The sequence below is a fragment of the Erwinia sp. AC075 genome (assembly GCF_979253995.1).
Map to the genome: position 1 here is coordinate 1088744 of NZ_CEEDEU010000001.1, position 14499 is coordinate 1103242.

The 14499-nt window shown below is 50.3% G+C and carries 15 protein-coding genes; 6 read left to right on the top strand and 9 right to left on the bottom strand.

Going from position 1 to position 14499, the window contains the following annotated elements; genetic code table 11:
• Positions 1-19 precede the first annotated feature (19 nt).
• Together AC0IXH_RS05210 and AC0IXH_RS05215 are read left to right on the top strand one after the other, a co-directional pair.
• The gene (locus tag AC0IXH_RS05210; RefSeq protein WP_471720105.1) at positions 20-388 is read left to right on the top strand and encodes a hypothetical protein; all 369 of its coding nucleotides are present in this window, start codon (positions 20-22) and stop codon (positions 386-388) included.
• A gap of 40 nt (positions 389-428) precedes the next feature.
• On the top strand, positions 429-1052 hold the full coding sequence (locus AC0IXH_RS05215) for a tail assembly protein (RefSeq protein ID WP_471720106.1): 624 nt from the start codon (positions 429-431) through the stop codon (positions 1050-1052).
• 146 nt (positions 1053-1198) lie between these two features.
• On the opposite strand, the gene AC0IXH_RS05220 is transcribed toward AC0IXH_RS05215, so the two are convergent.
• A complete protein-coding gene (locus AC0IXH_RS05220; protein WP_471720107.1) occupies positions 1199-1729 on the bottom strand; it encodes a hypothetical protein in 531 nt (176 codons plus the stop codon).
• Positions 1730-1898: 169 nt separating this feature from the next.
• On the opposite strand from AC0IXH_RS05220, the gene AC0IXH_RS05225 reads away from it, so the two are divergent.
• The 3 genes from AC0IXH_RS05225 to AC0IXH_RS05235 are packed head-to-tail and all read left to right on the top strand — an operon-like array spanning position 1899 to position 7401.
• Positions 1899-5093: a TipJ family phage tail tip protein gene (locus AC0IXH_RS05225; protein ID WP_471720108.1), complete on the top strand. Its 3195-nt coding sequence runs from the start codon at positions 1899-1901 to the stop codon at positions 5091-5093.
• Entirely contained in the window at positions 5093-6076 is a 984-nt protein-coding gene (locus AC0IXH_RS05230; protein ID WP_471720109.1) for a DUF6453 family protein, read from the top strand. The genes AC0IXH_RS05225 and AC0IXH_RS05230 overlap by 1 nt, the downstream gene beginning before the upstream one ends.
• Positions 6077-6090: 14 nt before the next feature.
• Complete coding sequence (locus AC0IXH_RS05235; protein ID WP_471720110.1) at positions 6091-7401, top strand: tail fiber domain-containing protein; 1311 nt, start codon at positions 6091-6093, stop codon at positions 7399-7401.
• A 44-nt stretch (positions 7402-7445) separates the two neighbouring features.
• Here the strand turns inward: AC0IXH_RS05235 and AC0IXH_RS05240 are convergent, their stop codons facing one another.
• From AC0IXH_RS05240 to AC0IXH_RS05255, 4 genes are all read right to left on the bottom strand, one after another.
• Positions 7446-7706: a hypothetical protein gene (locus AC0IXH_RS05240; protein ID WP_471720111.1), complete on the bottom strand. Its 261-nt coding sequence runs from the start codon at positions 7704-7706 to the stop codon at positions 7446-7448.
• Positions 7707-7717: 11 nt separating this feature from the next.
• Positions 7718-7963, bottom strand: coding sequence for a DinI-like family protein (locus AC0IXH_RS05245; protein ID WP_471720112.1), 246 nt, complete (start codon positions 7961-7963; stop codon positions 7718-7720).
• Positions 7964-8244: 281 nt separating this feature from the next.
• A complete protein-coding gene (locus AC0IXH_RS05250) occupies positions 8245-8781 on the bottom strand; it encodes a septation protein A (protein ID WP_013202405.1) in 537 nt (178 codons plus the stop codon).
• Between the two features lie 67 nt (positions 8782-8848).
• The gene (locus tag AC0IXH_RS05255; protein WP_471720113.1) at positions 8849-9586 is read right to left on the bottom strand and encodes a YciC family protein; all 738 of its coding nucleotides are present in this window, start codon (positions 9584-9586) and stop codon (positions 8849-8851) included.
• 339 nt (positions 9587-9925) lie between these two features.
• Between AC0IXH_RS05255 and ompW the strand changes: the two genes are divergently transcribed.
• Positions 9926-10558 (top strand): outer membrane protein OmpW, encoded by a 633-nt coding sequence (ompW, locus tag AC0IXH_RS05260; RefSeq protein WP_013202403.1) that lies wholly within the window; start codon positions 9926-9928, stop codon positions 10556-10558.
• A gap of 60 nt (positions 10559-10618) precedes the next feature.
• On the opposite strand, the gene AC0IXH_RS05265 is transcribed toward ompW, so the two are convergent.
• From AC0IXH_RS05265 to trpCF, 4 genes are all read right to left on the bottom strand, one after another.
• Complete coding sequence (locus AC0IXH_RS05265; protein ID WP_013202402.1) at positions 10619-10933, bottom strand: BON domain-containing protein; 315 nt, start codon at positions 10931-10933, stop codon at positions 10619-10621.
• Positions 10934-11090: 157 nt separating this feature from the next.
• A complete protein-coding gene (gene trpA, locus AC0IXH_RS05270; RefSeq protein ID WP_013202401.1) occupies positions 11091-11897 on the bottom strand; it encodes a tryptophan synthase subunit alpha in 807 nt (268 codons plus the stop codon).
• Positions 11897-13087: a tryptophan synthase subunit beta gene (gene trpB / locus AC0IXH_RS05275; protein ID WP_013202400.1), complete on the bottom strand. Its 1191-nt coding sequence runs from the start codon at positions 13085-13087 to the stop codon at positions 11897-11899. Before trpB ends, trpA begins: the two co-directional genes overlap by 1 nt.
• 50 nt (positions 13088-13137) lie before the next feature.
• The gene (gene trpCF, locus AC0IXH_RS05280; protein ID WP_013202399.1) at positions 13138-14499 is read right to left on the bottom strand and encodes a bifunctional indole-3-glycerol-phosphate synthase TrpC/phosphoribosylanthranilate isomerase TrpF; all 1362 of its coding nucleotides are present in this window, start codon (positions 14497-14499) and stop codon (positions 13138-13140) included.

The following is a 14499-nucleotide window of genomic DNA, read 5'->3' on the forward strand; positions in this document are numbered from 1 at the left end:
TTTCGAACAGGAGAATGTGATGAAAAGGTTTTTACCATTACTCGTGTGTGCCGTAACTTTGTCTGGCTGTGCTGTAACGCCGACAGAAATGAGAAATTCAAAACCGTATGAAACATTTATCTCTAAAAAATCCCCGGAAGAATTATCGAAATGCGTGGCTAATGGTATTGAAGGGCGAAGCTATTGGGGTGTTTCACCTCGCGTGCTTTTCAGGCCAATTGATGCCGGCGTGAGCATTTCCACCGAGGGTAATATTGAGCTGATTGACTTTGTTAGTGCATCAAATGTCACTAACGTTGATTTCTATTCTGCTTTTACTCATACGTGGATTGGGCCAAACCAAGGCCGACTTGACGATGATGTTAGAGACATAAATAAATGCTTATAAAATGACCCGCCTTGAGCGGGTTTTTTAATGGAGATGATAAATGTCAGATAAGAAAACAATAAAGCTTTATGGTCCATTAAAGAAATTTACCGAAAAAGGTGATGGGATAATTGAGCTTATCGTATCATCTCCAAAAGAGGCAATTAAAGCGCTCACGGTGATCCTCCCTGGATTCGAACGTTTTATGATTGAATCCAAAAGCAGGGGGCTCACATTTGCTATTTTTAAAGGAAAAAAGAATATCGGTAAAGATGATCTCAGCATCCAATCTGGTGATAAAGAGATAAGGATCGTCCCGATGGTAATCGGCAGCAAGCGAGCTGGAATGTTCCAAACCGTGTTGGGCGTTGTGATAATTGCAGTCGCAGCTTACGCATCAGCCGGGACTTCATTGGGAATGGGGGCTGGTTTTGCCGCTTCCGGCGCATGGGGTACAGCCACCCTTGCAGGTGCTTCAATGGTAATCGGCGGCGTAGCCCAGATGATGGCCCCACAGCAAACCGGATTGCGTATGAGAGAGGATGCTGACAATAAGCCCTCCTATGCGTTCGGTGGTCCGGTTAACACCACGGCTCAGGGTAATCCAGTCGGCCTGCTTTACGGGCAGCGTGAGATTGGCGGCGCGGTGATTTCAGCAGGGATTTTCACAGAAGACCAACAGTAAGCCGAAAGCAAAGGTGAGCAACATGATTGATTGGAGTTGCACGAGCGACCAGAGGTTAATGGAGGGAAATGTCGACATCATCCCTCCAGCCGAGTTAGTAGAACCATTAGAGTGCAAATCAGCTAAGAGTAGTGAAATTGGATCTGTTAAATGGGTTTCTCTTTATCAGTCGGTGTGTTTTTCGAATGAAAAATCACGCTTCTCATTATCGCCTCAGCTTCTCGCAGATTGCCAGACTTGAAAGAATCATTCAGACGTGGCGTTAAGTGGGTTAAATGATTTGTGTATCCTTTCTTTGTTGGAATAGAAATGCCAATATCATAACCTTTCGATATCAAGTTAAATGCTTCTGATAAAAATTCTTTACTCCAAAATCGTGAATATCCCGTATTACTTGTTGCCTGAAATATTAGCCTTTTACCGTCAAGACGGATAAGCACTCCTGAGCGGTCTGGTCTCCACGTATCCTGTAGGTGAGGAAGTTCCAACCATCCACAGCTCCAGTTTCGACAACCCTGAGGTCTTTGCTCGTAAATATTACAGCCTCCGCCAACTTTGATATGTTCACATGGCACGTCCGGCATTTTCTTTAAGCCCTCATATTCGATGCGTAGTGATACGCAGCAAACAGAGCATTGGCCGCAGCTTTTAGCTGCAGGCTGAGTAATTTCTGACATTTTTTTCTCACATTGAGGATCAGCCTTCCCTTATTTCGTATACGTCCATGCCCCAAACACGGACGGGCTGAATACTCAACATAACCTTAAGTGTCTATCAGCAACATCCTGATATTCGATCAGTACTAACTGTGGCCGCCATCGTGTGGCCTTTTTTTATGGGCGCAATATGGCAACCAAATCGATTGTAGGCAAGAAAGGCGGCAGCAGCGGCGGCCATACACCCGTTGAATCACCGGACAGTATCCAGTCCATTGCCAAGGCAAAAGTACTGATTGCTCTGGGTGAGGGTGAGTTTCAATGGGGAATTGATGGCCAGTCAGTGTACCTGGATGGCACGCCAGTCGTTGGGCCGGGCGGTGGTTCAAATTTCTCTGGCGTGGTCTATGACTACCGAACCGGCACACAATCGCAGTCATATATCCAGGGCTTACCGAGTGTTGAAAATGAAACATCTATCAGCACTGAGCTGAGAAGTGGCAGCCCATGGACTCGTTCAATTACAAATAACCAGCTTTCAGCTGTCAGGATCCGATTGGGCTGGCCGGCGCTGCAGGAACAAAAAACCAACGGCGATGTTGGCGGTTACAGAATTGAATACGTCATTGAGCTATCCACGAACGGTGGTTCCTATCAGACCGTTGTGAACGGTGTGATTGACGACAAAACCACGTCGTTATATGAGCGTTCCCATCGTATTAACCTGCCAGCAGCAACCTCAGGCTGGACTGTCAGGGTGCGACGCATTACGCCTAATGCAGACAGCTCACGCATTGCAGACACGATGAACGTTGAGGCAATCTCAGAAGTCATTGATGCCAAGCTTCGTTATCCGAACACTGCTCTGCTTTATATCGAGTTTGATGCGAAGCAATTCCCTAATCGAATTCCTCAGATTTCCTGCAAGCCTAAAGGGCGCGTGGTGCGCGTTCCTGACAACTACAACCCTGATACCCGCGCTTATACCGGGACTTGGGTTGGTGGTTTCAAGTGGGCGTGGACCAATAATCCGGCCTGGGTTTTCTACGACATCGTTCTGTCGGATATGTTCGGACTGGGCAATCGCATTGATTCAACTCAAATTGATAAATGGGAATTGTACCGGATTGCCCAGTATTGCGATCAGATGGTCCCTGATGGTCGGGGGGGCTCAGGAACAGAGCCAAGGCACATGTGTGATGTTTATATTCAGTCCCGTGAAGATGCCTGGACCGTGCTGACTGATATCGCCTCTATTTTTCGTGCATCAACATACTGGTGGCAGGGGCAGATGTATTCCTTCGCTGATATGCCACGTGATTTAGGCCTGGTATTCAATCAGGCAAATATCATCGGTAAATTTTCCCGTCAGTCTGGCAGTGAAAGAGACGTCAACACTATTGCGATGGTGGCGTGGTCAGATCCGAGCAATCACTATGGAGATGCAACTGAGCCAGTATTCATTAACGACCTGGTAAACAGGTTTGGTGCTAACCAGATAGACCTTACAGCGATCGGATGCACCCGTCAGTCCGAGGCCCATCGCAAGGGGCTTTGGACTCTCTATACCAACAGCGACGACAATCTTCATGCTTTCAATGTGGGGCTGGAGGGACAAATTCCTCTACCTGGTCACATCATCGGAGTGGCTAACAATTACTTTGCAGGGAGGACTATTGGCGGTCGGGTTAGCGCTGTTAGCGGCAGGAATATCACTCTCGATCGCATCCCCAGCACCAAAGTTAGTGACCGTCTCATTCTTAATCTGCCATCAGGTGAATCTCAGGCCAGGACGATACAGGTGATAAATGGGAGGGTGATCACCGTCACCACGGGCTACAGCGAAGTTCCTCTCGCTGAGACTGCGTGGGCTATTGAAGCCGATGATCTGTTTATCCAGCAGTGCAGAGTTGTTGGCATTAAGGATAACAACGACAACACCTTTTCAATTTCAGCAATCGTCCATGATCCGGATAAGTATGACCGTATCGATACCGGTGCACGCATTGAAGACCGGCCGATTAGTGTTATTCCTCCCAGCGTACAGCCGCCGCCGACCGGTGTTGCTATTGACAGTTTCACACAGGTTAACCAGGGCATTGCGATCACCACTATGCGCGCCAACTGGAACGCAGTCGAAAACGCCATCGCTTATGAGGCTGAATGGCGCAGGGACAGTAGCAACTGGGTGGCCACAGCAAGAACGTCAGCATTAGGCTTTGATGTCCCCAATATTTATGCCGGGCGTTACCTTGTTCGGGTCAGGGCAGTTAATGCCAGCGACGTTTCGTCACAGTGGGCGTATTCAGCTGAAACATATCTGAAAGGTAAGGAGGGAAAACCGCCTATGCCGGTAGGATTCCGGGCTGATCCGGTAGTGTTTGGGATACTGCTTTCATGGGGTTTCCCGGATGGGGCTGAGGACACCCTGAAGACAGAGATTCATTACAGCCTCACCTCCGATGGCGGCAATGAAATGCTTCTGGCTGATGTGCCTTATCCTTCGCGAATGATGCAGCAAATGGGGCTCAGAGCTGGGCAGGAATTCTGGTATCGGGCCCGGCTTGTGGACAAAACGGGTAATGAAGGTGACTGGACAGACTGGATACACGGCGAGTCCAGTACGGATGTGGACGATATCATCGGTGACCTTGAAGATAAAATTAAGGAATCTGCTGCATGGGCCGCTATTGGCGAACGTATTGACACCAACACGGACGCTATCTGGGAAAATGCCGTAGCCAACGATGCTGACATTTACCGTCGTAGGGTCGAGGCGGGGAAAGCCAGAGCTGAAATTCTGGAAGTAAGGACTGTTCTTGCTGACGAGCAACAGGCGTTTGCAGAATTTCGCCAAATTGTCACTGCAAGATTTGGTGAAAATGAAGCAGCTATTGAAACTAAGGCTACGACGCAGTTTAAAGCTGATGGTTCTGGTTCGGCAATTTTCAGCGTTAACGCCGGGATAACCTTCAACGGAACATACTACTCAGCAGGTATGGCAATTGGTGTGGAAACTTCGGATTCAGGTGTCAAATCTCAGGTGCTTTTCCAGGCTGATCGATTCGCACTGATGAGTGTGGCAAATGGCAATGCTTATTCACCATTTGTTATCGATGGTGGGCAGGTATTCATGCGAGATACCTTCATTAAAAATGGGACCATCACCAATGCGAAGATTGCTGATGCCGCGATTACTAACGCCAAAATATCAGGAGATATTCAGTCTGATAATTACAGCGCTAATAACGGATGGAATATTAGCAAGTCAAATAACACCATGACATTCAGGTCCAGTTCGAGTGGAGCATTTATGGATGCGTCAGGGTTCGGTGTTAAAAACAGCAGTGGGGTTACTATGGTTAAACTGGGGGCCAGGCCGTAATGTCAGATATCGGATGCTGGATAACTAATGATAACGGGCAGACTTATTACAACCTCAATGCGGGAGGGGGAAGGGCAATAACTTTTCTCCAGCGTATAAGAGCTGCGCCTGATGCAACATCATATTCCTTCACGATAAGTAACAAGGCTGCGAACAGCTCTCTCTTTGTCATCCCTATAACTGGTGGGAAGGTATATCAGGGCGGCGTATCAGCGGTCCCTCGCGGTGTTGGAGTTTCAGGGATTGGCATAAACGGTAATCAGGTAACGATTAATTTCAGCAACACCAAGCTCGAGGGGCAGAGTTCCATTGATGGCGACCCCTGGTTCTACTTTGATGTTTATCAGAGCTTAGATGCCGGGGACAATTTCGGGCTTTACTTCCTCAATGATCTTACCAGCTTCACAGCCCTCAGCGATGTGTTTAGTGCCGGGCTTTGCGTTTACCGTACAACAGTGAACGTTAACGGTGAATGGGCAGTACCAACAAACATTGAGGGTTATGGAAACTGTTGTGTCTGCGGGAGTTGGGACCACCCCAGTGCGGTCGTGGAGTTCGACAACAACAGGAAGGTTGTGACGGTTACAGGTGGGCCCATCACGCTTAATATAGCCGTTTTCTCGAATGGATTTAATCTGCGCGTGCCAGATTATGGGCTGTTCATTTATAACAGTGCCGGCGTCTGCACGTTCAACTCCCTATATATTCCATTCTTCATAAAGGGTTCATTGAATCTCAGCGAAAACTGGCAGGCAACGGGAGTAGCAAAACCAATGGTTCCACTCTGCGTTACTGGCATTGGCTATTCAACCATCAGCGGAAGCATAATTCAGATTTTCAATAAGGGTGTGATGATGTCAGGCCAGAGCATCCGGTCAGCCAGAGGTAAAAATACCTCGCAATATAATCTTGGTAGCTATGGAATAACATTCCCCGGTTCAAATATCCCTATGACCTTTCTTGATGGAAGTCAGTATTTTTAATTTCAGGAGTCAGCATGGCTACATCCGTATGGTACAGAGCGGGGACCATCTCGATCCCGGCGAACAGCAAAGTTGTGACAGGCACTGGAACAAAATGGGCAGACAGTAAACAGGGTATTGGTGCAGGCCAAATTCTTCTGGTGCCGGGAGCCGGAAGCGTACAAATGTACGAAATAGTGAGCGTTGACAGCGATACGCAGATCACTTTGAATAATGCCCTGGTTGGTGCTGCAATCTCATCAAGTAATTATGCTATCCCTGTAGGGATCACTGGTGTTAAAGATACACTGGTCCTTCAGACAGTTGCTCGTTTGTCATATTATCAGTCTCAGATGGACGGCTGGCAGCAGATTATGACCGGCACAGGAAACATTACACTGATCGCCCCTGATGGAACCAGTGTCACTATCAGTAGCTTTAAAAAGCTCACGGATGATACGGCCAGTAAAGCCGGCAAAGGTGCCAACACCGATATAACATCCTTGGGAAATATCAGTGGTAGCATAGCGCTTAAGCGCGGTGGGTCGTTAAGCTACGAAAACCCGTCTGATGCGTCGCAACAGTTGGGGTTTTTAAGCTATGACTATGCCAACGGTACATTATTGCTGGGGAACTCGTTCACCCCGGTCAAGATAAAAGCATCCTCCGCTGTGCAATTCAGGACAACGGACGCAGCGGTTAGTAATACCGTAAACCCGGCCTGGGTGTCGCTCTCAGCAGGTAACATAGTAGCTAATGCATTTGTACAGACCAGCGGCGGCTTGATGTACGGCGGCCAGCTCACTTCCAGCTTGCAGATAAACGGCTCAGGTGGACGATCTGCAATCATGCAGTATTACCTCAATAGTGGCGTGGACGAGAATATTTTGTTCACATTACTTATCGGCGGTACCAGTACGAACTTCCGCATGAACAACGCTGGCTACGGTGTAGCGCCTACGGGGTGGATAGCCTCCTCAGATTCTAGGATCAAGGACAATAAAGTAATTATTGAAAACCCCTTGGAAAAGATGCGGAAGATTAGGGGTTATACATGGTCAAGGCTGGACAACGACTCCAAGGGCATAGGTTTCCTCGCTCAAGAAATCCAGTCGGTTTTTCCCGACAATGTTATGCATCTCGGTGACACCACTTTGAAGGACGGTACGGTTGTAAAGGATACCCTAGCCCCTGATAGTACTGGTGTCGCAGCTGGCCTGCATCATGAAGCCATTTTAGCTTTGATGGATAAAGTTGAGGAACTTGAAAGCGCCGTACAGTCTCGCGATGCTGCACTTGAAGAAATACAGAAGCGCCTTAAAGCCCTCGATGGGCTGGACGCTTAAAAAGGCTGCTTCAGCTGATCTTTGCCCGGTCCGCCGGGCAGCTATCAATCAACGAAAATTGAGCTTGGATGCTCAATGCCCGCATCAATATTATCTACAGCCTGCTGTAACTCAGCTATCAGTCGCCTGGCATCGTCAAGCTTTATGCATACGGCTGAATCGGGATAATCTTCAGGCGTACACCACTCTGCCAGTGGATCGCGATAACGACTATGCAAAACCATAAATCCCCCGATCGCGCACTGTACTACCCGAAAATCTGCCAGTTCCGGCATCTTACCTATATTCGATTTCTCTTCACTCATGGCACCCTCGCTCAATCTTCGTTAACCAGCCACATATCAGCCTCTTCGAACATATCCTCAAGCAACGTCTGAACCCTGGCTTTATCGTGCTTGCTCGCATCTGTGTTAATGCTGCTGTTGGTCATCATCGGCTTAACCTTCACCTCAGCGCCGGGGAAGATGCGATGCACGCGCCTTTCCAGCTCGTCACGGATCAGCTGATTGGCATTGGGTATGCTGGAAACATTGCGCTTGTCATAGATGAGTTCAACGAACATTTTATACCTCGATAGATGCTGGTTGGATATACAGTAATTTATCAATGTAATGATGGCTTGTAAATCTGAGGATGCTTCAGTTCATCACATACATGGGGAAGGCGTGGGGTGGGAGTTCAAGAAAGATATAGTGGCACCCGGAGAAGAAACTTAAAAAAAGCAGCCGGGTAGGGCTGCCTAGATCATGGATTCAATGTGTACATAAATGTGTACACATAGATCGAATAAACATGAAGTAATGAGGTTATATTACTGTTACGTAATGGTTTTTTATCTCCCCATTACTTTTCTTCTTGTGGCATCAGACGATAAATATACAGACCGCTGACGACGGTAAAGAGCAGGGTGAGTCCGGTCAGACCGAACACTTTAAAATTAACCCAAAACTCCTGAGATAACCAAAACGCCACGTAGATATTTGCCAGACCGCAGGCGAAGAAGAAAATCGCCCAGGCAATATTCAGTTTTTTCCAGGCGAAAGACGGCAGGGTCAGCTCTTTACCCAACATGCTCTGGATCAACGGCTGCTTCATCCAGAACTGGCTGAACAGCAACGCAACGGCAAATAACGTGTAGATCACGGTCACTTTCCACTTGATGAACTCATCGTTATGGAACACCAGCGTCAGGGTGCCAAACACGGCAACCAGCACGAAAGTGATAATGGTCATTTTTTCCAGCTTGCGATACAGCACCCAACTGATGACTAAGGTCAGCGCGGTAGCGGCGATTAAGGCGCCTGAGGCGACAAAAATATCGTACAGCTTATAGAAGATGAAAAAGACCACGAGTGGAAGGAAATCGAGTAACTGCTTCATAAAGGCTTCCGGATACCAGGCTTAGAAATTACGTAGCGACTGCGAGCCCTGAAGCTCGCAGCGGCCATTAACGTAATAGCATATACAGGCGATAGAGGTAAATGATCAGTATCGCTGAGACAAGGTTACTGAGCGCGTTCAGTAACACCGAGGCGACATTGGCCGGCAGGATGGTCATTGAAGAGGCGAGGAACAGCACCACCACTTTAGCCAGCAGCCAGACGGCAATCGCCGGAGCAACCACCTTCATCTGGCTCCATACCAGACGGGTACTGGTCCGCATGGCGGCAAAGATACCGACCTTCTCTGTTGACAGGATCACCGGTGCCAGCGACAGCACCACGGCCAGAATTAGTCCGGGTACAACCAGCGCCATAAACCCAAGCTGAATAATCAGCGTCATCAGGAACACCAGCAGCAGCAAGCGTGGCAGCGTCGGCGCAGAGGCACCAATCGCACGCAGTGCACTGACGCGCTGACCGGCTGACACCATCGGCAGCAGGCTGAGCATACCGCCGAGCAGCAAAGTGTTGCCTACCAGCGAGGCAAAGGTGCCGGCCGCAGAGGCTTTCAGCAGGACGCGTTGCTGATCGGGCGACATATTTTGCACCATTTCGATCAGGCTCATGCCAGAACCATTGTCACCGTCGGTCAGGATCGATAACTGATCGGCGCCAGGCGTGAGCGCATGACCAATCAGCACGGTAATAAAAGAGGTGAGCAGTGCCATCAGAATGATGGTAACCAGTTGATGGCGGAAAAAATTCCCCGTGTCACGGTATAACGAACCTGCCGTGAATGACATGTAGACTCCTTGAACAGCCGATTATTGCGATCCGGCGATTGTACATGGTCTGCGGGCAACCTGGCACCCTGACTTACATAACTTTCGATTAAAGAAGGTATTAGCGGTCAGTAAAGCGCATTTTTCAGCGCACTCCAATTTACCGTGATTTGACCCGCAGAGGGGAAAGACTGGCGACGCGGTGTTGAATAAAGCCAGAAAATTGATCTAAATCAACTCTATGTTTTTTAAGGACTTTGAAAGAATTGATTTGGGTGATCTTTGCAAAAATTAACGTAAAACTGTCGCCAATAAAAACAACGATTGCGCGATAGCGTATTTTTTTGCAAAGGAGTGGATATGAAAGTGAAAGCGTTGGTTCTGGCGGTGGTGGCATTACTGCCCGTGGCGGCTTCTGCTCATCAGGCAGGGGATTTCTTTATGCGTGCAGGCTCTGCCACGGTTCGACCTACCGGTGGATCGGATAACGTGCTTGGCCTCGGAGAATTCGACGTCAGTAATAATACCCAGCTTGGGTTGACGTTTACCTATATGGCGACCGACAACATTGGTATTGAACTGCTTGGCGCGACGCCGTTCCGCCATAAGGTCGGCCTGGGTGCTACCGGGACGCTGGCTACCGTTCATCAGCTGCCGCCAACGCTGATGGCACAATGGTATTTCATGGGCAATACCAGCAAAGTACAGCCGTATATGGGCATCGGTGTTAACTACACTATGTTCTATGATAACGATTTCAACCAGACAGGTCGTGACGCAGGATTAAGTAATCTGAGCGTGAAAAACTCGTGGGGACTCGCCGGTCAGGTGGGCCTGGATTATCAGCTGACCCCGGACTGGATGCTGAATGCGTCGGTGTGGTACATGGACATCGACACCAAAGTCGGCTTTGATTCCCCTGCCGGCCATCAGAGCATCGATACGCGCATCAACCCGGTGGTGTTCTTCTTCGGTGCGGGCTACCGTTTCTAATCTGCTGCTCAAAATGAAAAAAGGCGCTAATCAGCGCCTTTTGTTTTCAGCAGACAAAAATTACTTAATCTGCATATTGTTGGTTACAGCGGTAACGCCTTTAACAGTACGGGTCACCTGCACCGCACGGTTAGCTGCTGCTGAGCTGGAAACGAAGCCGCTCAGCTGTACGCGACCCTTAAAGGTTTCTACGTTGATCTCAGTAGATTTCAGGTCTTTAGCATTAAGCAGTTCGGATTTCACTTTAGTGGTAATCACGGTGTCATCGAGGTAACCGCCGGTGCCTTCTTTCGTTGGCGTAGGCGCACAGGCGCTGACTGTGATAGCGACAACAGCCGCAATAACCATACCCGTCAGGACTTTAAACAACTTCATTGTAATCTCCCTGTCATTCAATATTTGGCTTAAGCCGTGTGTACAGAATCGCTCTGTCTCAGAAGCTTAGCCAGAGTCCGGAATATTTCCAGCGCAGGATGTAATAAAGAGTGAAAAAATAATGCCTTACCCGGACGGATAAGGCATTTAAGGCAAATTAACGCGTGGCCGCTTTCAGCGAGCTGACGAAAGCCTTCAGTTCAGCCAGCATCACCGGTGGGTTGGCATGGTTTTTCTCGATGATCTTCACCACGGCAGAACCCGAGATAGCACCGGCGGCACCGGCCTGCAGCGCCTCTGTGACCTGGCCTGGCTCAGAGATACCAAAGCCCTGAATGGGAGGAGCGGCATGATACTCGTGCAGTTTATCCACCAGATGCTGCAGCGAATGGCTGACGCCACGGCTTTCCGTGCCGGTTACGCCCGCACGGGACAGCAGGTAGGTGTAGCCACGGCCATGAGAAGCAATCTCACGCAGCAGGTCATCACTGGCGTTAGGCGGACAGATAAAGATCGGTGCTACGTTGTGACGCATGGCTGACTGACGGAACGGAGCAGACTCTTCAATCGGCACGTCGGCGACCAGCACCGAATCCACACCCACTTCTTCGCAACGCGCATAGAAGTTATCGATGCCGTTGGAGAACACCAGGTTGGCGTACATCAACAGACCAATCGGGATCTCCGGATATTTCTGGCGAATGGTTTTCAGCATTTCAAAGCATTGTGACGGTGTCACGCCGGCCGCGAAGGCACGCAGGGCTGCACCTTGAATCGTGGGTCCATCCGCCAGCGGATCCGAGAATGGGATGCCTAACTCCAGCGCATCTGCGCCGCCTTCTACCAGCGCATCAATGATCTGCAGGGAGAGTTCCGGCGTGGGATCGCCCAGCGTCACGAAAGGGACAAACGCACCTTCTTTCTTCTCAGCAAGGCGTTTAAAAAGCAGGTCGTAACGCTCCATTAAATTTCTCCCTTAGCGGTCAGAATGTCATGAACGGTGAAGATATCTTTATCGCCGCGTCCGGAAAGATTTACCACCAGAAGCTGTTCTTTCTCTGGCGCGTCACGCATCATTTTCAAGGCGTGGGCAAGGGCGTGGGAAGATTCCAGCGCCGGGATGATACCTTCGCTGCGACAGAGGATTTTAAAGGCATCCATCGCTTCATCATCGGTAATCGAAACATATTCCGCACGACCAATGCTGTTCAGATAGGCGTGCTGCGGGCCGACTGAAGGGAAGTCGAGGCCTGCAGAAATGGAGTAGGACTCTTCAATCTGTCCATCCTCGGTCTGCATCATTGGCGACTTCATGCCAAAGTAGATGCCCACGCGGCCATGTTTTAACGGCGCGCCGTGCTCACCAGACTCAATACCGTGACCGGCTGGCTCGACACCAATCAAGCCGACCGACGCGTCATCGATGAAATCAGCAAACATTCCGATAGCGTTCGAGCCGCCACCGACACAGGCGATCACCGCATCCGGCAGGCGACCTTCGCGATCGAGGATCTGCGCTTTAGTCTCTTCACCAATCATGCGCTGGAATTCGCGAACGATAGTGGGGAACGGGTGCGGGCCTGCAGCGGTGCCAAGCATATAGTGTGCGGTATCATAGCTGCCGGACCAGTCGCGCAGCGCCTCATTACAGGCATCTTTCAGCGTTGACGAACCGCTGTGTACCGGGATCACTTCTGCACCCATCAGACGCATTCTGAAGACGTTAGGCGACTGACGTTCGATGTCCTTGGCGCCCATATAAATGCGGCATTTCAGACCAAGTAACGCACTGGCTAAGGCGGAAGCAACGCCGTGCTGTCCGGCGCCGGTCTCCGCGATGATTTCGGTTTTGCCCATGCGCTTGGCCAGCAACGCCTGTCCCAACACCTGGTTGGTCTTGTGCGCGCCACCGTGCAGCAAATCTTCACGTTTCAGGTATAAACGGGTTTTGGTGCCCGCGGTAAGGTTCTTACACAGCGTCAGCGCGGTAGGGCGACCGGCATAGTTTTTCAGCAGGTCGGTAAATTCAGCCTGAAATTCCGGGTCGCGCTGGGCGCTGACAAAGGCTTCTTCCAGCTGATTCAGGGCTGGCATCAGGATTTGCGGCACATACATGCCGCCAAACTCACCAAAATAGGGATTTAATAAGGTCATTTCGCTTCTCTTATCGTTACAGGGGCCGCAGTTTGTCGCCGCCCCAACGGTCAGTACGCCTTCAGGGTATGGAACACCGAGGCAATCTTCGAGGCATCTTTAATTCCAGGGGCACTTTCCACCCCGGAATTGAAATCAAGACCGGCACAGCCGAGCTGGGCGGCTTCAACACAGTTGTCTGCACCCAGACCACCGGCAAGCAGCACATTGTTCAGCGATTCGCCCTGCAGCAGGGACCAGTCAAAGCGTTTGCCGCTGCCGCCGTTACCGTTATCCAACACGTAACGATCGATGTGTGGCCAGTCACGGGCAGGGAGCGATTCTTTGATGCTGAAGGCTTTCCAGATCTTCACCGTTTCAGGCAGTTCGGCGCGCAAGGCGGCAACAAACGTCTGGTCTTCATCGCCGTGCAGTTGCACCGCCTGCAGGTTAAGCGCATTAGCATAAGTGACAATGTCACTGACGGTGTTATTACGGAACACGCCAACGTACTTCAGCGGTGCGCCAGCCATGACCAGACGGGCCTGCTCAACATCAACCTGACGAGGAGAACCTTCGGCGAAGATCAGCCCACCGTAAATGGCTCCGGCTTCATGCGCGCTGCGGGCATCTTCTTCACGCGTCAACCCACAGACCTTGTTGTCACCGAGCATCACCCTGCGAATCGCAGCAGAGAGGTCGTCTTCGGACATCAGGGCAGAGCCAATCAGGAAGCCGTTAGCAAAGTGGCTAAGGTCGCGCACCTGAGAATAACGGTTAATACCGGATTCACTGATCACCGTAACGCCATGCGCCACTTTAGGCGCGAGGCGACGCGTGCGGTCCAGATCGATCGACAGGTCGCGCAAATCGCGGTTGTTGATGCCGATGACTTTTGCGCCTAATGCGGTAGCGCGTTCAAGCTCTTCATCACTGATCACTTCCGTCAGCACGCCCATATTCAGGCTGTGGGCCACGGCCGCTAGCTGGCGGTACTGGTCATCATTCAATACTGAAAGCATCAGTAAGATGGCATCTGCCTGATAGAAACGTGCCAGGTACACCTGATACGGATCGATCATAAAGTCTTTGCACAGTACCGGTTGGGTGATCGCGGCACTGACGATTGGCAGGAAATCAAAACTTCCCTGGAAATATTTCTCGTCGGTCAGTACTGAAACCGCAGACGCGTAGTGCTTGTAGATCCCGGCGATGGTCGCAGGATCAAAGTCTTCGCGGATCAGCCCTTTGGACGGCGAGGCTTTTTTGCATTCAAGAATGAAAACGGTCCTGGCGCCCTGCAGCGCATGGTAAAAGCTGCGGGTGGACGGTTTGACGTCATTTTGAAAGGAGGACAGCGGCTGCTGTTGCTGGCGTTCGCTCAACCAGACCGCTTTGTCCTGCACAATTTTATTCAGTACGGTTTCCTGCAT

What these genes read in the sequence shown, in the direction of transcription:
- AC0IXH_RS05210 (WP_471720105.1), top strand. Translation starts at nt 20, where the DNA reads ATGAAAAGGTTTTTACCATTACTCGTGTGTGCCGTAACTTTGTCTGGC.
- AC0IXH_RS05215 (WP_471720106.1), top strand. Translation starts at nt 429, where the DNA reads ATGTCAGATAAGAAAACAATAAAGCTTTATGGTCCATTAAAGAAATTT.
- AC0IXH_RS05220 (WP_471720107.1), bottom strand. Translation starts at nt 1,729, where the DNA reads ATGTCAGAAATTACTCAGCCTGCAGCTAAAAGCTGCGGCCAATGCTCT.
- AC0IXH_RS05225 (WP_471720108.1), top strand. Translation starts at nt 1,899, where the DNA reads ATGGCAACCAAATCGATTGTAGGCAAGAAAGGCGGCAGCAGCGGCGGC.
- AC0IXH_RS05230 (WP_471720109.1), top strand. Translation starts at nt 5,093, where the DNA reads ATGTCAGATATCGGATGCTGGATAACTAATGATAACGGGCAGACTTAT.
- AC0IXH_RS05235 (WP_471720110.1), top strand. Translation starts at nt 6,091, where the DNA reads ATGGCTACATCCGTATGGTACAGAGCGGGGACCATCTCGATCCCGGCG.
- AC0IXH_RS05240 (WP_471720111.1), bottom strand. Translation starts at nt 7,706, where the DNA reads ATGAGTGAAGAGAAATCGAATATAGGTAAGATGCCGGAACTGGCAGAT.
- AC0IXH_RS05245 (WP_471720112.1), bottom strand. Translation starts at nt 7,963, where the DNA reads ATGTTCGTTGAACTCATCTATGACAAGCGCAATGTTTCCAGCATACCC.
- AC0IXH_RS05250 (WP_013202405.1), bottom strand. Translation starts at nt 8,781, where the DNA reads ATGAAGCAGTTACTCGATTTCCTTCCACTCGTGGTCTTTTTCATCTTC.
- AC0IXH_RS05255 (WP_471720113.1), bottom strand. Translation starts at nt 9,586, where the DNA reads ATGTCATTCACGGCAGGTTCGTTATACCGTGACACGGGGAATTTTTTC.
- ompW (WP_013202403.1), top strand. Translation starts at nt 9,926, where the DNA reads ATGAAAGTGAAAGCGTTGGTTCTGGCGGTGGTGGCATTACTGCCCGTG.
- AC0IXH_RS05265 (WP_013202402.1), bottom strand. Translation starts at nt 10,933, where the DNA reads ATGAAGTTGTTTAAAGTCCTGACGGGTATGGTTATTGCGGCTGTTGTC.
- trpA (WP_013202401.1), bottom strand. Translation starts at nt 11,897, where the DNA reads ATGGAGCGTTACGACCTGCTTTTTAAACGCCTTGCTGAGAAGAAAGAA.
- trpB (WP_013202400.1), bottom strand. Translation starts at nt 13,087, where the DNA reads ATGACCTTATTAAATCCCTATTTTGGTGAGTTTGGCGGCATGTATGTG.
- trpCF (WP_013202399.1), bottom strand. Translation starts at nt 14,499, where the DNA reads ATGCAGGAAACCGTACTGAATAAAATTGTGCAGGACAAAGCGGTCTGG.